Origin of the sequence: Lysinibacillus phoenicis (genome assembly GCF_047238325.1) — a bacterium.
Classification (GTDB): Bacteria; Bacillota; Bacilli; order Bacillales_A; family Planococcaceae; genus Lysinibacillus; species Lysinibacillus irui.
In genome coordinates this window covers 798384-816265 of the sequence record NZ_JBDFMP010000002.1, presented here as the reverse complement: position 1 = coordinate 816265, position 17882 = coordinate 798384, and the positions used below count along the sequence as shown (strand labels likewise).

Genomic DNA, 17882 nt, shown 5'->3' with positions numbered 1-17882 from the left:
TCCCTTTTTGTTAGTTTTAGTAAGGGTAGCGCTAACCTTTACATTCATAATCTATGAAGTAATAAACATTACACCTTAGTAATTTGCCCCCTGAAACAGATTAAAATTATTTTTTGAAAAACAATGAGAGAACTAACTATTTAAATGAGTAATAAAAATAACAGCTTCAGGGCTACAATTTACTAGAATTCCGCCTTTTAATTTCGTGGAGAAATGGAGTGAATGAATGAAGAGCTTACTTCAAATCTTCTGTTTATTTATATGTCTGATGGTGGTAATCCCGTTTCTAATAGAAGAAAAGAAGCCTGTAACTTCAACCACGAGCCCCGTTAACTCATCTCCTTATGCAGTAGAATTTGGCGAAAAATTACAGGCTACTAATTTTACAAAAAAGGTGTTACAAGCAATACGAGAGGCAGGTTATTCTCCTGATAGTACAGTTGGTTATTTAATAGATTCTCCTGATCATCAAGTCATTACGATTCAATTACATGATGGGGAAGAGATTGATATCAGTACAGAGAGCGAAATTCAATCTATTATCGACGAGCTGGCTAAAAAGAATAATTTGCATCTATTTATTGTCAATGTTGAGTTGCTAGAGAAATAAGAAATAGGACGGTGTAGTTTGTCCAACCTCCTGTGAAGGTCAAAACCCTTTTAACATATAATGGCGTGCTATAATGACAGGGAGGTGAGACAAATGAATATGTTAGTTTTAGGTGCTAGTGGGCGTGTAGGTCGTCATATTGTTGCACGAGCCATACAGGATCAACATACTGTGACAGCATTGGTTCGTGATCCTAATAAATTACAGCTGAACGATCAACATCTGCATGTCATCCAAGGAAATGTTTTACACAAGCAGGATGTGGAGCGAGCGATGGCCAATGTGGATGTCGTTGTGAGCGCGTTAAACACGGATGGAAGCGATACATTATCTACTAGTTTACCGTTGATTTTAGAGGTTATGACACAGCAACAAGTCAAACGAATCATTACGATAGGAACTGCAGGAATCTTACAAAGTCGAGTAACCCCGTCTATTTATCGTTATCAATCGACGGAATCAAAACGAAAATCTACCTTTGCGGCTCAGGAGCATCAACGTGTTTTCGAACAATTACAGCAATCGGAAATGGATTGGACCATCGTTTGTCCTACCTATTTGCCTGATGGCGCTTTGACCGGGAGCTATCGGGTAGAGCGAGATTTTTTGCCTGAAGAGGGCACACAAATTTCGGTTGCAGATACAGCAGACTTTGCCTACAAGCAAATTTTTAGTCAGGAATTTCTAAAAACGCGGGTTGGGATTGCATACTAAAAGGGGCGAAGGAAATGAAAGTGATTCATTCTATTATTGGGATGATGATTACTCTTGTTGGACTTGCCTTTCTCTGTACAACCATTGATGATGCACCTATTAGAAATATCATGCTAAAAGTCTATGGAATAGTGATTGTGTTCGTTGGTACATTTTATCTCAAAAAAATCGCGAAATTTGGTAAACATTAGCCTTTTTACTTGGATATAGGTCAAATGATTTAATGTGATGACAGTGTTCTGAAATTTAGATTGCCAAAGTGGACGAAAAGTATGAAAAAATATATGTATATTTTCCTTTTTATAGAAGGTTTGCTATACTTTATATTGAATATATCTTATAAGAGGTGATTGTTTGGACAATGAGATATCAAATAACTGTCAATATCCTAAACACCTAACAAACCAAGATGGAATCGAAACGACAGAATTATATGTCATCAAGATAACAAAGGAACAAGTGGATAGGTTGATAGAGGATATCGATCAAACATTAAAGGCGTCTATATGACGTCTTTTTTTGTTCACTAAAATGAAAAAAGTCACCTTCCTAGGGAAAGTGACCTTAAAAACAGGAGAGGAAAGGTTAGAAATGCTTTACACTACTATACATATGTGAAAGTAGAGTCGTTTGCTAGCCATTTGCCCCAGTGGTAGATTAAAATTTCTTATATTTCTAGCATAAGCATTTGCCCCATCCCCATATACATTATGTACAACCTCAGTCCTTTTGACATGAAAAAGAATAATTCAATGCCAAATAATCTCGTACGATTTTTGGCTGTCCTCCATTTTCAAGACATAGCTTACTAGCGATTTTAATTTCCTTTTGATTATAGTGGGATTGCACACCAATTAAAAATATGCCCGACAATATGACTAAAGTACCGACCGCCAAAACATATTTTATAATTCTTTTCAATCATCTTACCCCCATCTTCTTACGTCATTGCTCTTCTTTAGCATATGTTCAATCAACAAAGGATTATGTTTAATTGACACTACGTATACATTTGTATACAATATGATCTAATTAAGTGTATACAAATGTATACAAAGGAGGGCTTTTACGAGATGAGAGGTACAGGATTTAGAGAACATATGAGAGAAGGACATCACCGTGGAGGGCGTCACAGAGGCATGGATGGTACAGCACAGCGAGGAGCTAAAACATTCCGACGTGGAAAAGCAGTATCCTTTTTAGAAATGCTACAGGTCAAACGGGCAACAATTAAACAGCAATTGGAGCAGCCAGAGTTTCAATCGATTCAACAAATATTAATTGGCGAATTAAAGGCTATTGATATGGTCATTCAGGAATTTAGTCAGCTCTTTGACATTCATGAAAGCGAAACGACGGATACATCTGATGGCTCACAGGAGCAAGAGGGAGAAAACGTACATGAAACAACTGAATAACTATATGGATGAGGTATATTATCAGCAAGATAGTATATTGGAGGATGTTCTTGCCTCCATTGCGGCTAATGGCATGCCCGCCATTTCAGTATCACCTTCCTCTGGAAAGTTACTGACGATGCTCGTATCGATTACAGGGGCTAAGACTATTTTAGAAATTGGTGCACTAGGTGGGTATAGTGGCATCTGTTTAGCAAGAGGAATCGAGGGGGAGGGCTCATTGACCTCTCTAGAGCTAGAGGAAAAATATGCACAGCTAGCCGCTAAAAATCTTGCTAAGGCAGGCTTTGCTGAGCACGTTACGTATATAACGGGTCCCGCACTTGCTAGTTTGGATAGGCTAGTGGCAGAGGAGCGACGTTTTGATTTCTTCTTTATTGATGCAGATAAGGATAACTACGAAAATTATTTAGCTTATTGCATTAAGCTGGCAAAACCTGGAGCATTAATCGTGACAGATAATGTCCTCGCTGCAGGCAGTGTAGCAGATCCTACAATCGCGCCAAAGCGTTATACGGCCATCATGAAACAATTCAATGTGACAGTGGCTAATCATCCACAGCTTGATTCCATTCTTCTCCCAATTGGAGATGGCATGACCGTTTCCAAGGTCAAAAAATAGTTAATGTTTGTGGCAACTAGTAATGGTAAAATATTGATAGAAAACCATAAGGGAGAGATGCTTTTGAAGCAAGCACTAGTCGTGATCGATGCGCAGCAGGAATTGATAGAAGGAAATGACAAGGAACAAGCCGTCTATCGCAAAGATGAATTACTGGAAACAATCAATGCCGTTATTGAAAAGGCTAAAGAGGCAAATGCACTTATTATTTTTGTCCGAGATAAAGATGTAGCTGATGGGGAAGGGGATGGCTTTCAAGTACATCAAGCAATCCAAATACCCGAGACAGCAAGCTATTTTGATAAATATGCAACAAATGCTTTTTACAACACAGGCCTACTCGAGTACTTACAGGCAAATGATATCCAACATGTAGTTATAATGGGCTGTAAAACGGAGCATTGTATCGATACAGCAGTAAGAACCGCTACAATTCATGGGCTTGATGTCACCTTAGTTGCTGATGGGCATTCAACGAACGGTTCAGATTACTTATCACCAGAGGATACAGTAGCACATCATAATAATATTCTGCATGGCCATTATAATGTCGATCATTTCTCACTTGTGCGAAGTGCTGACGAAGCATTATTTGAACCGACTCATAATAGATACCGCTAATTCAAAATGACCAAGAATGCTCTGTTCTTGGTCATTTATCATCCATTTACATATAGAGAAAATTGAGTATCCAGCCTCCTATAGTGCATACAATGCCAAATATGATTAAAAGTAGCCCATGTCTAGCTGCATCATAATCCTTTCGAAGCACGACCCCCATACATATAGCCATAAGCCCGCAAAGAGCTTGGAATAATAGAAGGGCGAACGCCACATTGACCCAACCGATCAAGAGGAGTAATCCTTACTATTATGTTCTTGTACCATTTATTGTTCTCCTTTATCTTGTATATGTAAATAAAGTGCATAGCTAATTGCGACTAGTAGTAATAGTTTTCCTATTAATAGTGTACAATTCCTGTACAATAGCACAAGCTGTGATTTCAAAAATGAAGACATGTAGAGGTATGTATGTTATCCCATTAAAAGTAAGGGAAGATCTTGTTCAATTATTTTATTTGCAAATATTGTAACATAATCTATTTTTATACACAGAGGTTGTTCATCTTCATAGGGCCACTGAGTGAGCAGTGACCCTACGTATCAAGTCAGGAGGTGTAAGGCTAAAATTAGCTTTACACTATTATATGTATGAAAAAGTAGCTTTTAATGCTAGTTATTGGCCTGTGTAATAGATTATTTTTTGTCGGACGACTAAATAGTGCACCAATTGTCGGATGAGGTGCTACGTTTCCTGCTATTGTTGTGACTAAGGGAGGTAATGGATGTGGATTCATTAACAAGATTGAATGAGGCTATTGCTTATATCGAGAACAATTTAACAGAGGACATTAACCTAAAGGAGGCTGCTAGAATTGCCTATTGTTCAGAATATCATTTTAAACGCATGTTTTCTTTTTTAGCAGGAGTCTCGTTGTCCGAGTATATTCGTCGTAGGCGTTTAACTCTCGCTGCGCTGGAACTATCGAACTCCTCTATGAGAATTCTCGATATTGCGGTGCGTTATGGCTATCGCTCTGCAGACGCTTTTACAAGAGCCTTTCAGCAAATGCATGGAGTCACACCATCCGAGGCAAGACGAAGCGGTCAAAACTTTAAAGCTTTTCCAAGGATGACCTTCCAACTAACAATTAAAGGAGGTAGTGAAATGAATTATCGACTCGAGCACAAAGAAGCATTTCACATCATTGGTATTATGAAAAGAGTACCAATTGTCTTTCATGGAGAAAATCAAGCCATTACAGAAATGGCACGCACTTTAACTATGGAGGACATTGAGCAACTTAAAAAGCTGTCCAATGTAGAGCCAAAGGGCATCATCCAAGCATCTGCTAATTTTTCAGAGGGGAGAATGGAGGAAAAGGGTGAGCTTGATCATTACATTGGTGTAGCCACAACAAAAACTGTTTCTACCCATTTTACACAGTTGGATGTACCTGCTTGTACGTGGGCTGTCTTTGAAGCGATCGGGCCTTTCCCGCAAACCCTTCAAGAAACATGGGGACGCATTTATGCCGAATGGTTCCCGTCATCTGGCTATGAGCAAATAGCAGGGCCTGAAATTGTCCGTCATGCAAGCACTGAATTCTCTTCGCCAACCTTTACAAGTGAAATTTGGATACCTATTCAAAAAATGGAGCCTCTTGTATAAAGCGAGGCTCTCTACCGTATTTTCGTTCCATTAGGTACGGCTTGGTCAGGTGTTAACAGAATGACATCGCCTTCAACTGGCACCCCACCAATCACTAACACCTCTGACTTAAAACCAGCGACTCGGCGCGGTGGGAAATTGACAATCGCCACGACTTGCTTACCAATCATTTTTTCGGGTGAATAGCGCTTAGTAATTTGGGCAGAAGACTGTTTAACACCAAGCTCCTCACCAAAATCGATCGTCATTTTAATAGCAGGTACTCGTGCTTTTGGCAGTTCTTCAGCTTCCAACACCGTGCCAATTCGTATATCAAGTGCTGCAAAATCTTCTATTGTCGCCATAAATAGACTCCTTTTTATAGCAATGTTATCATTATCTAGAAAAATATTCAAAAAAGAAGAGCACGCATAGTGCTCTTCCTTTTTTAACGACGGTGCTCTACCAGGTCAATGGCTCCTAACACAATGTGTGCTAAGCCAAAGCCAAAAAGGGTATTAGCTACCATTTTGTTGGAACCATGTTTTTGCTTCATGGCATACCCTGCTGCAGTAACTGCTGACCCTAAAATAGTGGGGATTAAACCTTCACGAATACCATTCATAAATAATCCCTCCGTCGTCTAATTTGGTATGATTTTCACACCATTCTTACTATGAACGATTCGCAACCATACTATACTAAGCATCTACCGTATCGATAATAAAAGCAGTAATTGCTGTTTTTTCTGCATTCGTAAAGGCTTTGCAAAATAGCACAATAGCACTTTCTTCATGGTCAAACCATAAATAGCGTATCTCTGTTACAAAGTAACTTTGATCGTTCATTTCATACACATCAATGTCCAGCAATGCTTCATCAAGTGGCCATGTCAAATTGCCCTGTAACTCGAAAACCTCCTGCAAAAAGGTAGCCGTTTCCTCTGTTAGTGTTTGCTCTCGTATAAGTTTTTCATATCTTTTATGTACTAAATCTTCCAATGTCTTTTTTGTTAATGCGATTAATTGCTCCTCCATTTGCATCGTATTCCACCCCATTATATAGTCAATGCCTCCTGCAAAATAACATGTGCTAACTTATGATCGTTGATTAAATCAGGCACTCCCTCTGGTTCCACCCAAATCCGTTCAATTGTTTCATGCTCACCCCAAAACGGTAGACACTCTTCAATGGTCATTTTGTAAAAAAGCTGATAGCCAATCATTGGATATTTACCGCCTTCAATAAAAAATGGGTTTTCTTCGTGACTTACTTCAATCGCACCGATATATTGAATAGAACCTTTCACATAACCTTCTTCTAAAGCCTCGCGATGCAGCGCCTCCTCTGGGGTTTCCCCAAATTCAACATGGCCACCAGGATAATTAAATCCACGATTTTTAACGTACACGAGTAAAACACGACCATGGTGAAAACAAATACCATGTACACTGGTCACTTTACTACTTTCTTGTACGATTTGTTGAGGAAGCCATGTCAGCTTAATAGACTGTCCGCTCCAATTGACATACTGTTGTATCATCCATGTTACCTCCTATCGTAACTATTGTAGTGAATTATAAAAAGTTTGTATATGTACATTTTGGGATAATTTTGAAACGAAAGGCACAATTAATCGTATACTAGAATAAGGGGGACTGCATATGAAGTATGTAAGTATTGGAACAGTATTGTCAATTGTAGGTGTGCTCTGTTCAATCTTTTTCTGGGGCACGGAGAAAGCCCATTTACTTCCAGGGCTGTTAGGAGGAATCTTCATCGTCGTCTCGATGCTACTGTCAGGTGCCTTGGCGAACGGAGATAGAATACGTGCCAATTTCGCCACAGAAACGCAACAAGATCGAAACGACCGCAATCGCATCATGAAAAACGCCTTACTACTAGCATTACCAAATATGATTGTAGCCATTTTCGCCTATTACATGTGAGGACTTGAAAAAAAGGGTGACCATCTGTCAGGGTGTGGCTATCGATCAAACTAGGAGCGCTAACCACCAGAAAGTCCGTTGTATCCATCACATTTAATGTTTTATCCGCCAGTTTGAGCAGCCAATCCGTCTGGAGCGGGCTATCAATCAAACTAGGAGCGCTATCCACCAGATAGCACGTTGTATCCATCACATATAGATTTTTATCCGCCAGTTTGAGCAGCCAATCCGTCTTGAGCGGGGCTATCAATCAAAAAAGGTGTGCTATCCACCAGATAGCCCGTTGTATCCGTCACATATAGATTTTTATCCGCCATTTTAGGGAACCAAACCATCTTGAGCGGGGCTATCGATCAAAATAGTAGCGCTATCCACCAGATAGCACATTGTATCCATCACATATAGATTTCTATCCGCCAGTTTGAGCAGCCAATCCGTCTTGAGCGGGGCTATCAATCAAAAAAGGCGTGCTATCCACCAGATTGTCCGTTGTATCCATCACACATAGATTTTTATCCGCCATTTTAGGGACCCAAACCATCTCGAGCGGGGCTATCGATCAAACTAGGAGCGCTATCCACCAAATAGCTCGTTGTATCCGTCACATATAGATTTTTATCCGCCATTTTAGGCACCTAAACCATTTGAAGAAATGCTTTCGATCAAAAAAGAAGGATACATTATTCATCACCTCCAGTAACCCAACCGTTTTCAAAAAATCCAATCCATCTAACCAGAAAGGATGTTGTGCCCTATGGAAGAAGAAAAAGATTATTATCCAGAAGCCTCCAGATATACGTTGGCTGTTGTACTTTTTACGCTTATTGTTTGGGGTATTTATGATTGGCGAAATGCCCATGTCTATAGTTTTCAGTTCCTATTAATTAATGAAATTGTTATTACGCTTAGCATCGTGCGCTATATTTTGAAGAAGAGAGATCAGAAACGTATGCGCTCTTCATAGTCGTTACATATAAAATCATAAAAAGTGTCACATCTACCCTAGGTGTGGCTTTTTTTGTTGCATTTAATAGGGATGAGTACATTTGCAATAGAGAGGTGGTACTATGCAATTAACAGATGGCACACGGACATTTGAAACGGACATGATTGATGAGGCTGCCATTAAAAAGGATCGTGATGAGCAGGAGAGGGAAATGCTCAATGCCTTTGCACGTTATGCTTACTTACGATACAAGCAAATACGCGACAAAGTAAATCCTCGTAAATGCAGATATATGTATATCCATCAAGTTCGCCAGCAACTAACATCTCCCGCTAGGCTCCAACGTGTTTGCAAGTTGTTATCGATGACGGAAGAAGAAGTTCTATACATTGTGGAATTTGTGCGAAAGTATCTGAAATACGTGAAGTAAACCTCATCTCAATAGATGGGGTTTTTTTACATAATTTCTAGAGAGAATTGTTTCTCAACCACCCACTGGATATAGTATGATGAACGTGGATAAAGGAGTGAGAGTAGTTGAGATTTATTAAATTTCTAGTGGTCATCGTAATTTTCCTTGGCTTGGTTGGATACGGTGTATTACATTTCGGTACAAAATTTGCCTCAGAAAAGATTGTTGATACATTATCAACAGAATTAGAAAACAGTGGGCAAATGGACGAAATTAAAAACACGATTGAAAATGATCCGCAATTAAAGGCCTATATGGAGGAAGCCCAAACGGTAGATAGAAGTACATTGCCATTTACGACAAAAGAAGAGGCGACTAAAGTGTTGATTCAAAAAGTGGGGATCACAGAGCTGAATGATATTCGAGTGAAATTACAAGATGGCTCGATGACACAAGAAGAAGCCCTACAAAAGGTTGAAGGGAAACTGTCAGATGATGAAATCGCCGCTTTAAAAGTCATCGTTTATGAAGAGCTATATCAATAAAATGAAGCAGAAGCAAACGTTTGCTTCTGCTTCCTCATTAACCATCACAAATCATTAAAATATTCCCATCTAAATCTTGAATGTTGAAGTAAGCAAAGTCATCAAAACGTTCTATTTCACGAACAATTGGAATGCCTTTGTCTTTGATATATTGATAGGCATCGTCAATATTATTGGTGTAGAAGTTAAATAACACATGTTTTGATGGCTGAAGCTTAAAGCCCGGATCAAATGTGTGATCATCTAGGGTAATACCTGTTTCTGAGGTAACGGGTAGATTGTAAACAGGAGATACTACCTTTTCTTGAGAATAGGGCAGACCGAGAAGCTGACTATACCACTCTGCTGATTGATGTAAATCTCGGACATGAATAAAAACATTATTTACTTTTTTAGTAAGAGGGGACGCTGCAATTTTCATTTATTTACCACCTTTCTATTGTTTTAGTATAATTTCGCTAAAAATTTGATTTCACCTGCTTGTAAAGGCGTGCTGTTATGGCATGTCTTTTTTTTTATGAATGTCCCTTTTTCTCGGAATTTCTTTATATAAGTATTGAAGATAGACACAACAGCACGAAAGAGGGATGGGAATGATTCATCGCGTAGCGAAAAAGGGGAATTTTGTTGTATTGGACAAAGAATTTTTAAATGATGACCAATTAAGCTGGAAAGCAAAGGGGTTACTTGCCTATATGATGTCTTTGCCAGATGATTGGTCTTTTAGCCTTTCAGATTTAGCGACACGAAGTAAATGTGGGCGAGAAGCGACAGCGAGTATTATGGATGAACTGATAGAGGCGGGCTATTTACAAAAAGCACAAAAAAGAACAAAGGATGGCAAGTTTGGCAAGGTGGAATTTTTCGTCTTTGAAGCGCCAACATGTGCTACCATGCCGTCAACGGGATATCCGTCAACGGTAACACCGCAAACGGAAAAGCCGACACTACTAAAGAATAAGTTACTAAATAACCAATTACTAAAAAATAAAGATCATGATGATAAGAAACCTATGTCCACTGCCTCTCACTTTTATGAGCAACAAGGCTTTGGCTCTCAATGCGCCTATATCACGAGTAAAATTCATTATTGGCTCACTATTTTTTCGGAGGAAATGGTTGTCCATGCGATGAAGCTAGCTGTGGAACACAATGTTTTACGCTGGAGTTATGTAGAAAAAATTCTGCAAAATTGGTTTAATAACAAAATAAAAAGTCTGGCAGATATCGCAATCGATCAACAGCATTTTCAAGCACGTAAGCAACAGGTGCAGCCGAAGAAAGCTAAAAGACGTCGAGAAATCATTCCAAAGTGGTTTCATCAGCGTCATGAAGAAGACCCTCCAAGTAATCAGCAGCCAGCTATTGATTTTGAAGCAGAACGTCAAAAAATATTAGCATTATTAGGGAGCGGATAATCATCCGTATACCATATTGGCTTCGTCCATGAAAAGTGATCATGATCCTGTAAAATTAGCTGAATTCTCTCTAAGGTGTCGTCAAAGGATGGTGGGTCATATTGACGTGTCCACACAATGGTTGAAAAAACAGTCATTGCAGCATATAAGGCATAGAGCTGCCAAAAAGTCTCGTCTGGAGCAGAGGGGAAATAGCCATTGATTTGCCCTATACAAAAGGGGATGCTATGTCGTCTACTAAATAAGGCGAGGTTATAAAAATCATGATAGGGATCGCCCACATCAAAGCCATTAAAATCGATAATCCCATTGAACGTCTGGTCTTTACAAATGATGTGACCAAGATGGAAATCATCATGAAGTAGAGTAATAGGACGGTGCTTTAAAAGTGGCAAATGGGCATCAATAAAGCTCACAAGTTTAGCTTCCTGTGGAAGATGATAGGAGTCCTGTTGGTATGCCTTAAAATAAGTAAAGAATTTCTTTCGCTGTGATGCCTCCCAATTTATGTTTTGAGGGGGATTCACTCGATGAATAGCGCTTAATTGTTTCCCAGCAGCTAGCCCAAGCTGATATTGCTCGGAGTCAGAGAGTTGATGGATAGCCTCATCTGCAGGGGAGCCTTCCAAAAAACTGACGACCATTGCGGATAAATTGGCCTCACGAAGCACCGTATAGTCAATCGCTTTATGCGTATGAACACCTTGTTTTGCTAGGTCTTGTAGCAATGCAAATTCCTTTTGGCGTTTTTCGTGATGCACAAGGTCTGATAATCGTACGAAATAACGCGTTTCCCCAACGGTAATGAGATATTTGTCATCAGGTGAATAGCCTTTGTTGACTTTTGTCATGTGCGTAAAACCGTGTAAGCTTGGTAATTGATTCATAATATCTACTAAACGCATATTTTCCTCCCTCTCTTTCAATATTTTAGAAGATACAAAATACTACAGGAGACATTGCTTTGTCAATATCTTGGAGAGAAGGAAGGGGTAAAAAATTCATATTGAAAACATAGTAAAAGAGCACAACTAACTAGAAATCACATAAGTGCGAGCATTTACTAACAATAAGGGAATGTCTTTGCTTTCAAGGGTCCTTCCCTCTCTAGCAGTAAGCCCCATGAGCACGATCCTCTTAGCAACAAACATTTCCCTAGAACTGTAAATAAAAAAGTATGATTTGTAAAAAATTGATAGGAAAGGACGGTGTACTATGAGTTATGTTATAGAAAAACAGCTCATGTCAGGGTTACCTAATCAGGCGCTTGTGGCAGTAAAATACGTTGTGGCGCATGAATCAGGGAATAGCAGTAATACTGGTCCATACGCATTGGAAAACGAGATTGCCTATATGAATAAAAATAAAGCCAATGCCTTCGTTTCCCACTGGGTAGGTGGTGGTGGACGAATCGTACAAGTAGCCCCAGTGAATCGGGTGCAATATGGCTGCGGTCCGAAAGGCAATCCGTATAGCTATGCCCAGGTAGAGCTGGCGCGGACGTCTGACAAGGAACAATTTAAAAAGGATTATGCGGCATATATATGGCTGTTACGTAAACTAGCCATCGAGGCAGGGATTCCTACTGTATTAGATGGAAGTGGTAATGGCATTAAGTCCCATCGTTGGATTGCCGACAATTTGGGTGGAACCACACATTCAGATCCTTTTGACTATTTAAAAAGCATGGGGATTACAGAAGCACAGTTCCAGCAAGACATTAAAAATGGACTTGAGGAGGGATTAACCGTGTCACAATATAATGAGCTGAAACAGGAAATCGAAGCGCTAAAAAGCTTGTTGGCTGAAAAAGCGAGTTTACAATCAAGCAGGGATGTAGGCGCAGCCCATAAAGAGGCGTGGGAATGGGCTGTTAATGAGGGCATCATCCGTGGGGATGGCAGTAAGAATATGAACCCAGCCGGCGTCCTCACGCGTGAGCAAATGGCGACCATGCTCAAGCGGTATTACGATAAATTTATAGCAACCAATTAACTTGGGGATACTGAAGGATAAAGCTCATTAGCAATCAAGAGCTTTATCCTTTTTCTTAGATATAGAGGTATTCTCAAACTTTTGTCGAATGTAGTAGAAGAGAGGAGGGGTTTGGATGATAACAAAAATAAGAAAAGTGAAATTTGAACAAGAAAGGAAAAATCCATTATATCAAGTAATTATGGAGTGTCCGGATGGAAAACAATTATATGTAAAGTTTGATTATACCTATAAAACGAAAAATTTTTGGCCACTAGAAGTAAATTATAATAAAAAGAACTACGGAGCGAAATTAGCATGGTATACCAATAAAGTCGAGAAAATGACAGTCGCTTTATTTTTAGAGACGATTGCTAAAAAAATCAACAAGAAATACGACTTTGACTTAAAGCAACAATAAAAAAGCAGCACCCTAACAAGAGTACTGCTGAAAAGCCTGTTCTTTATTTTGTCGAGATATAAACAATCAATGCTGCCTCATCAAATGTTACGTTTGCGCCAAGAGCCTGACTAACAAATCGTAAAGGCACCATTGTTGTTCCTTGATAAATTTCAGCAGGATGGCTAAGCGTGATTGTTGATGAAGTACCATTTGCATCAACATAAGCTTTTTTATTCCCCACACCAATCACAATTTTTTTACTGTCCTTTACTGCCGTCACTTTTTTTGTGGCACTATCATAGGAAACCGTTGCCCCAAGCGATTCAAAAATAGCCTTCATTGGCACGAGGGTTGTACCATTTTTCATATAAGCACCTGGCGTATAATTTTGTTTTTCATTATTCAAATAAACCGCCACTTTTGTCAATGCAGGAGCAACAGTTACTACAGGTGTCTGCGTATAGTTGCTTTGTCCGCCTGAAGACGATCCACCTTGATTGCTGCCATTGCCATTATGATAATGGTAGCCTGAACAAAGACCCTTTGCCTTTGATTTTTCTGAACAGTTGTGACCGCCATTACTATCTAGACGTCCAGGATGAGCGTCCGCAATAGAGGTTGTAGCGAAAAACAATGTCAGCATCGCTAAAAATAATACTAATTTTTTCATATAAATCCTCCTAAAATTGAAATACATGGTTATTATACTATTAAAAAGTAAATTTTGACATGTTTTTATAGGATTTTAGATTGAGAACAATGTTAAATGAATACAAAAGTGGCACTAACAGACAATGGAATGCGTGTCTTGTTAGTGCCTTTTTTATACCTAAGTTTATCCAAAAAAGAGCATCAACCCTTTTTTGGATCAATGCCCTGCAACGAATTAACATCTTACATATTTACGTTTAAATCCAACTCGTCCTCGTTCTACTTCCTTTTGGATATTTTCATATGCGTAGAGTGTCGTGCTTTTTTTGTTATCTCGCTTCATTTCTACTGGACCAATAGCCTGTGCCGTTTCAACAGCCAGGTCGTGAAGTGGCACATAGGAAATGGCCACAGTGTAGAGAAAATTATTCATCGCAGATTTAGTCCGTTCTGGCGCATTATGAATGGTCGTTTTCACCACTTCGAGCATGTTGGCCAACTTGCTCTCTGAAAATTCGTTATCCTTGCGATTTCCTAATAACCAGCAATAGCAGCTCCAACCTGCTGACATTTTCAGCTCCTCACCGCTCGCAATCCATGCATCCGCCACTTCTTGGGCAATCGGCGCTTCCGCTAAAGTGACCGCTACGACATAATCAGACAGCATATAAAAATAAGCGGAATCCATCCAGCGATCAAAATCTTCTGCAGTCATTGCCTTTGGATCGGCAATAACCCCAGCAAAATACATCGCATCATAATTGCCTGTAGCATAGAGCTCCTCCGCTAAAGACTGATCAATTTTTATTTTCTTCGCGATAGGCTTCATAGCACCTGTTGCTACGCCAAACAGTGGCTCTTGCGCACCATTCGACATATACATTTTTTTCGTACGTTCCTTGCCTAGAGCCTTTAGCTCCTGCATCACCATTTCTGCATCCATACTAGCACTTCCTTCTTCGCTTTTTTCTACGTCATTCTTATTATCCTATAGTGGATGTCCTTTTGTCATGGTCGATGCTGTTTCACGAAGCGTGTTAAAGTCTATTCCAAATAAACATAAATTGTGCGGCATCAGACTCGAGGGCAATTTGGTGATAGTCAGTAGAATCATCATCTATAATCAAGCGACCTTTTTGCACATTTAAAATGGCATGTTTCACTGATTCTGGATGTTCCGTTGAGTAGTGGGAATCCTTTAGGAGAGTCAGGGCAGATCGACATTTATGTTTATCAATTCGCTCATTTTTTCCTTTGAAATATAGCTTTATTAGATAGGGGGTATCATCGATAATTAAACCGAGTTCAGGATTTGATCTTACTGTTAATTCCTCACAATACCAATTAGCCTTACCAGGTTCAAACCACTTTACATCTTTATTTTTAAAGAATTTCACATAGGCTTTTACAGCTTCTTGATAATTTTTCTGTCGGGCGGGGAGGGCATTGTCCACAATGTCGAGTAAATAGGAGTCATTCAAGCGCTGTTCATGGTATTTTTTTAAACCGTCGCGTAAGGCCTTCCAATAATCTTTAATCGGATGATAATCTCCCTGATATTTTATATCTTTCACAAACTTTGTCTTAGCTGCACTTCCTTTCATCGTAAAGTCTGTAAATTGAGTTAAACCAATTGATGGCTTTGTTATAATCGTCACGCTCACATCACCCTTCTTTCATCTTCCATAGATTAGTATTATATTGGCAAGCGTAAAATTATATGATTTTATCGAGATTTTGAACGGGGTAGAAAGAGTTCTATTAAGATAGAAAAATAAGTTTTTTAAGAAAATATGTTTAGATGTGTTTGAGCTGGGAATATAAATAGCGAGCTAGTCAAAGCTCAAAAAAATATTTAGGAGGAATAGAAATGGCTAACAAGCAAAACAATCGCAACAGAAACAACAATGAAAACATGACTGTCGAAGAAGCGGGACGTAAAGGCGGAGAAGCTACCTCCAGAAATCATGATCGTGATTTTTATGAAGAGATTGGACGTAAAGGCGGAGAAGCTACGTCTAAAAATCACGGTCAAGAATTTTATCAGGAAATTGGACGCAAGGGTGGGGAAGCTACGGCTGAAAACCACGGCGAAGAATTTTATGAAGAAATTGGACGCAAAGGCGGAGAAGCTACCTCAAAAAATCACGACGACGATTTTTATGAGGAAATAGGCCGTAAAGGTGGAGAAGCTCGCAGTAAGCAGCGTAGTGATAACTCCAACGGTAACCGTCGTAATAACGATAACAACTAAATTATTCACGTATAATATAACCCTTCACACAAAAGGCGTTTGTAGTTGATTAACTACAAACGCTTTTTTATTGTGCATTTCCTCTAAAGCGTAGGATAAATTTGTTGAATTTCTCCTAATTGTAGTATATATTTAATCCGCTTCTATTATAGTATCAATAGCTTGTGTTTTAGAGGAAATGAGGATAGAGATCATGACAAAACAACATAAAGAAAAAGAACTATATGATGTAATCTACGCCGTCATACAGGCTGTAGGCATGACGGTGACGATAAAACAAGACCATTCGGGTATTAATATGAGTTACAATTTCATTGGGGATTATGTAGGATTCGATGCAAAACGATTAATAGAAGCGAGAAATGAGCTAAAGCTGCCAATTTCACTTGAGGTGTATGTAAAAACAATGACCTTACATGAACTAGGACATGCGATGGATCGTGATGCATTACAAGCATCACTACCACGCACAATTGAAATTTTTACAATGAAAAAACAGCATTCCTTAAAGGAAATTTATCATCAGGAGCATCTGTTAACGATGATGCTTGAAGAACACGAAATGAATATTCAATTTGAGCAAACAGCATGGGATAACGCAAGAGCTCTTAACCATATACACCAGTTCGTATCGGAAACAGAGTTTGACAATATAATGCAGTATAGCCTTGCAACATATAAGACATTATATGAGCAAGATGTGCAAGCCTATCACCATCTTTTGAACCAGCAGGTTGTTCAATTAGCATAGCTAGAAATCATTATTTCATACCTTGCTGGGAATAGATCATACCAAATAGGGCAATGTAATACTACTTGGAGGTGATTATTTTGACAAAAGGTAAGCAATATAAACGCCAGTCAGAATTGGCGGAATTAGCGACAGATTTAAGTCCAGATGATTTAGATGTGCGTGAAGATAATCCTTTAACACAGGAACAAAAGAAAAATTCGAACGAAAGTAATCGTTCAAACAAAGCACGCAAATCTCAATCATAACCTCTACACCACAATCACTTTGATTGTGGTGTTATTTTAATTTGGTAATTTTTGGACCAATGTCGAGGATACTTCGCTTTGAGGGGCGTATCCTGTAGCTTATTACAGTGTTCTATCCATCACTTAGCGCGTGCTATCCGCAACTTTCCTGATTTTATCCGTCACTTAACACGTGCTATCCACCACTTTCCTGATTTTATCCGTCAAATTGAGCGATCTATCCACCAGAATAAAACGTATCCTCCACTTTGATTGTTTTATCCTTTACATTGAGCGAGCTATCCGCTGCTTTTCTAATTTTATCCGTCAAATTGAGCAATCTATCCACCAACATAAAGCGCATCCTCCACTTTGATTGCTTTATCCGTTACAATGAGCGAGCTATCCACTACTTTCCTGATTTTATCCGTCAAATTGAGCAATCTATCCACCAGAATAAAACGTATCCTCCACTTTGATTGCTCTATCCGTTACTTAGCGTGTGCTATCCGCTACTTTTCTGAATTTATCCGTCAAATTGAGCGATCTATCCACCAGAATAAAACGTATCCTCCACTTTGATTGCTTTATCCGTTACAATGAGCGAGCTATCCGCTACTTTTCTGATTTTATCCGTTACATTGAGCAATCTATCCACCAAAATAAAACGTATCCTCCACTTTGATTGCTCAATCCGTTACAATGAGCGAGCTATCCGCAACTTTTCTAATTTTATCCGTCAAATTGAGCAATCTATCCACCACAATAAAACGTAT

28 protein-coding genes are annotated in these 17882 nt (G+C 39.1%); 18 read left to right on the top strand and 10 right to left on the bottom strand.

Annotation, left to right across the window (positions count from 1 at the left end; all coding sequences use genetic code 11):
- Nucleotides 1-226 precede the first annotated feature (226 nt).
- The 4 genes from ABC382_RS05500 to ABC382_RS05485 all read left to right on the top strand — a co-directional run bounded on the left by ABC382_RS05500 (nucleotide 227) and on the right by ABC382_RS05485 (nucleotide 1834).
- Complete coding sequence (locus tag ABC382_RS05500; protein WP_274796860.1) at nucleotides 227-610, top strand: hypothetical protein; 384 nt, start codon at nucleotides 227-229, stop codon at nucleotides 608-610.
- A gap of 93 nt (nucleotides 611-703) precedes the next feature.
- Complete coding sequence (locus ABC382_RS05495) at nucleotides 704-1324, top strand: NAD(P)-dependent oxidoreductase (protein ID WP_322604923.1); 621 nt, start codon at nucleotides 704-706, stop codon at nucleotides 1322-1324.
- Between the two features lie 14 nt (nucleotides 1325-1338).
- A complete protein-coding gene (locus ABC382_RS05490) occupies nucleotides 1339-1515 on the top strand; it encodes a hypothetical protein (RefSeq protein WP_412926650.1) in 177 nt (58 codons plus the stop codon).
- A gap of 163 nt (nucleotides 1516-1678) precedes the next feature.
- Nucleotides 1679-1834 (top strand): hypothetical protein, encoded by a 156-nt coding sequence (locus tag ABC382_RS05485; RefSeq protein ID WP_274796863.1) that lies wholly within the window; start codon nucleotides 1679-1681, stop codon nucleotides 1832-1834.
- Nucleotides 1835-2044: 210 nt separating this feature from the next.
- Here ABC382_RS05485 and ABC382_RS05480 read toward each other — a convergent pair whose 3' ends face one another.
- Nucleotides 2045-2245: a hypothetical protein gene (locus ABC382_RS05480; protein WP_274796864.1), complete on the bottom strand. Its 201-nt coding sequence runs from the start codon at nucleotides 2243-2245 to the stop codon at nucleotides 2045-2047.
- 152 nt (nucleotides 2246-2397) lie between these two features.
- Here ABC382_RS05480 and ABC382_RS05475 point away from each other — a divergent pair, with 152 nt between their 5' ends.
- The 4 genes from ABC382_RS05475 to ABC382_RS05460 all read left to right on the top strand — a co-directional run bounded on the left by ABC382_RS05475 (nucleotide 2398) and on the right by ABC382_RS05460 (nucleotide 5597).
- A complete protein-coding gene (locus tag ABC382_RS05475; protein WP_274796865.1) occupies nucleotides 2398-2742 on the top strand; it encodes a hypothetical protein in 345 nt (114 codons plus the stop codon).
- Nucleotides 2726-3364: an O-methyltransferase gene (locus tag ABC382_RS05470; RefSeq protein ID WP_412926649.1), complete on the top strand. Its 639-nt coding sequence runs from the start codon at nucleotides 2726-2728 to the stop codon at nucleotides 3362-3364. Before ABC382_RS05475 ends, ABC382_RS05470 begins: the two co-directional genes overlap by 17 nt.
- A 63-nt stretch (nucleotides 3365-3427) precedes the next feature.
- Nucleotides 3428-3985 carry a cysteine hydrolase family protein gene (locus ABC382_RS05465; RefSeq protein WP_412926648.1) on the top strand — a complete coding sequence of 186 codons (558 nt, stop codon included), beginning with the start codon at nucleotides 3428-3430 and terminating at the stop codon, nucleotides 3983-3985.
- Between the two features lie 727 nt (nucleotides 3986-4712).
- Nucleotides 4713-5597: an AraC family transcriptional regulator gene (locus ABC382_RS05460; RefSeq protein ID WP_313470823.1), complete on the top strand. Its 885-nt coding sequence runs from the start codon at nucleotides 4713-4715 to the stop codon at nucleotides 5595-5597.
- 11 nt (nucleotides 5598-5608) lie between these two features.
- Here the strand turns inward: ABC382_RS05460 and csaA are convergent, their stop codons facing one another.
- The 4 genes from csaA to ABC382_RS05440 all read right to left on the bottom strand — a co-directional run bounded on the left by csaA (nucleotide 5609) and on the right by ABC382_RS05440 (nucleotide 7119).
- Nucleotides 5609-5941: a chaperone CsaA gene (gene csaA, locus ABC382_RS05455; RefSeq protein ID WP_274796869.1), complete on the bottom strand. Its 333-nt coding sequence runs from the start codon at nucleotides 5939-5941 to the stop codon at nucleotides 5609-5611.
- A gap of 83 nt (nucleotides 5942-6024) precedes the next feature.
- A complete protein-coding gene (locus ABC382_RS05450; RefSeq protein WP_036128914.1) occupies nucleotides 6025-6201 on the bottom strand; it encodes a hypothetical protein in 177 nt (58 codons plus the stop codon).
- Nucleotides 6202-6277: 76 nt separating this feature from the next.
- Nucleotides 6278-6634, bottom strand: coding sequence for a DUF7668 domain-containing protein (locus tag ABC382_RS05445; RefSeq protein ID WP_412926647.1), 357 nt, complete (start codon nucleotides 6632-6634; stop codon nucleotides 6278-6280).
- Nucleotides 6634-7119, bottom strand: coding sequence for an NUDIX hydrolase (locus tag ABC382_RS05440; protein ID WP_412926646.1), 486 nt, complete (start codon nucleotides 7117-7119; stop codon nucleotides 6634-6636). The genes ABC382_RS05445 and ABC382_RS05440 overlap by 1 nt, the downstream gene beginning before the upstream one ends.
- A gap of 121 nt (nucleotides 7120-7240) precedes the next feature.
- On the opposite strand from ABC382_RS05440, the gene ABC382_RS05435 reads away from it, so the two are divergent.
- From ABC382_RS05435 to ABC382_RS05420, 4 genes are all read left to right on the top strand, one after another.
- Nucleotides 7241-7525, top strand: coding sequence for a DUF5316 domain-containing protein (locus ABC382_RS05435; RefSeq protein ID WP_322604928.1), 285 nt, complete (start codon nucleotides 7241-7243; stop codon nucleotides 7523-7525).
- Nucleotides 7526-8279: 754 nt separating this feature from the next.
- On the top strand, nucleotides 8280-8489 hold the full coding sequence (locus tag ABC382_RS05430) for a hypothetical protein (protein WP_274796873.1): 210 nt from the start codon (nucleotides 8280-8282) through the stop codon (nucleotides 8487-8489).
- A gap of 103 nt (nucleotides 8490-8592) precedes the next feature.
- The gene (locus ABC382_RS05425) at nucleotides 8593-8901 is read left to right on the top strand and encodes a hypothetical protein (protein WP_274796874.1); all 309 of its coding nucleotides are present in this window, start codon (nucleotides 8593-8595) and stop codon (nucleotides 8899-8901) included.
- Between the two features lie 107 nt (nucleotides 8902-9008).
- On the top strand, nucleotides 9009-9428 hold the full coding sequence (locus tag ABC382_RS05420; RefSeq protein ID WP_322611013.1) for a hypothetical protein: 420 nt from the start codon (nucleotides 9009-9011) through the stop codon (nucleotides 9426-9428).
- A gap of 37 nt (nucleotides 9429-9465) precedes the next feature.
- On the opposite strand, the gene ABC382_RS05415 is transcribed toward ABC382_RS05420, so the two are convergent.
- Nucleotides 9466-9849, bottom strand: a complete 384-nt coding sequence (locus ABC382_RS05415) for a VOC family protein (protein ID WP_274796876.1) — start codon at nucleotides 9847-9849, stop codon at nucleotides 9466-9468.
- Between the two features lie 172 nt (nucleotides 9850-10021).
- Between ABC382_RS05415 and ABC382_RS05410 the strand changes: the two genes are divergently transcribed.
- Nucleotides 10022-10846: a DnaD domain protein gene (locus ABC382_RS05410; protein WP_412926645.1), complete on the top strand. Its 825-nt coding sequence runs from the start codon at nucleotides 10022-10024 to the stop codon at nucleotides 10844-10846.
- Here ABC382_RS05410 and ABC382_RS05405 read toward each other — a convergent pair.
- Complete coding sequence (locus tag ABC382_RS05405) at nucleotides 10813-11751, bottom strand: aminoglycoside phosphotransferase family protein (protein WP_322611011.1); 939 nt, start codon at nucleotides 11749-11751, stop codon at nucleotides 10813-10815. The genes ABC382_RS05410 and ABC382_RS05405 overlap by 34 nt on opposite strands.
- Nucleotides 11752-12061: 310 nt before the next feature.
- On the opposite strand from ABC382_RS05405, the gene ABC382_RS05400 reads away from it, so the two are divergent.
- The gene (locus ABC382_RS05400; RefSeq protein ID WP_322611010.1) at nucleotides 12062-12841 is read left to right on the top strand and encodes an N-acetylmuramoyl-L-alanine amidase; all 780 of its coding nucleotides are present in this window, start codon (nucleotides 12062-12064) and stop codon (nucleotides 12839-12841) included.
- Between the two features lie 115 nt (nucleotides 12842-12956).
- The gene (locus ABC382_RS05395) at nucleotides 12957-13241 is read left to right on the top strand and encodes a hypothetical protein (RefSeq protein WP_274796881.1); all 285 of its coding nucleotides are present in this window, start codon (nucleotides 12957-12959) and stop codon (nucleotides 13239-13241) included.
- Between the two features lie 43 nt (nucleotides 13242-13284).
- Here ABC382_RS05395 and ABC382_RS05390 read toward each other — a convergent pair whose 3' ends face one another.
- From ABC382_RS05390 to ABC382_RS05380, 3 genes are all read right to left on the bottom strand, one after another.
- Nucleotides 13285-13893, bottom strand: coding sequence for a copper amine oxidase N-terminal domain-containing protein (locus tag ABC382_RS05390; RefSeq protein WP_274796882.1), 609 nt, complete (start codon nucleotides 13891-13893; stop codon nucleotides 13285-13287).
- Between the two features lie 216 nt (nucleotides 13894-14109).
- The gene (locus ABC382_RS05385; RefSeq protein ID WP_412926644.1) at nucleotides 14110-14817 is read right to left on the bottom strand and encodes a DNA alkylation repair protein; all 708 of its coding nucleotides are present in this window, start codon (nucleotides 14815-14817) and stop codon (nucleotides 14110-14112) included.
- Between the two features lie 94 nt (nucleotides 14818-14911).
- The gene (locus tag ABC382_RS05380; protein ID WP_274796884.1) at nucleotides 14912-15532 is read right to left on the bottom strand and encodes a hypothetical protein; all 621 of its coding nucleotides are present in this window, start codon (nucleotides 15530-15532) and stop codon (nucleotides 14912-14914) included.
- 212 nt (nucleotides 15533-15744) lie between these two features.
- Between ABC382_RS05380 and ABC382_RS05375 the strand changes: the two genes are divergently transcribed.
- The 3 genes from ABC382_RS05375 to ABC382_RS05365 all read left to right on the top strand — a co-directional run bounded on the left by ABC382_RS05375 (nucleotide 15745) and on the right by ABC382_RS05365 (nucleotide 17127).
- Nucleotides 15745-16128 carry a KGG domain-containing protein gene (locus ABC382_RS05375; protein WP_396631739.1) on the top strand — a complete coding sequence of 128 codons (384 nt, stop codon included), beginning with the start codon at nucleotides 15745-15747 and terminating at the stop codon, nucleotides 16126-16128.
- Between the two features lie 193 nt (nucleotides 16129-16321).
- Nucleotides 16322-16879, top strand: a complete 558-nt coding sequence (locus ABC382_RS05370; protein ID WP_412926643.1) for an integrase — start codon at nucleotides 16322-16324, stop codon at nucleotides 16877-16879.
- 80 nt (nucleotides 16880-16959) lie between these two features.
- Complete coding sequence (locus ABC382_RS05365; protein ID WP_274797402.1) at nucleotides 16960-17127, top strand: hypothetical protein; 168 nt, start codon at nucleotides 16960-16962, stop codon at nucleotides 17125-17127.
- Nucleotides 17128-17882: the final 755 nt, after the last annotated feature.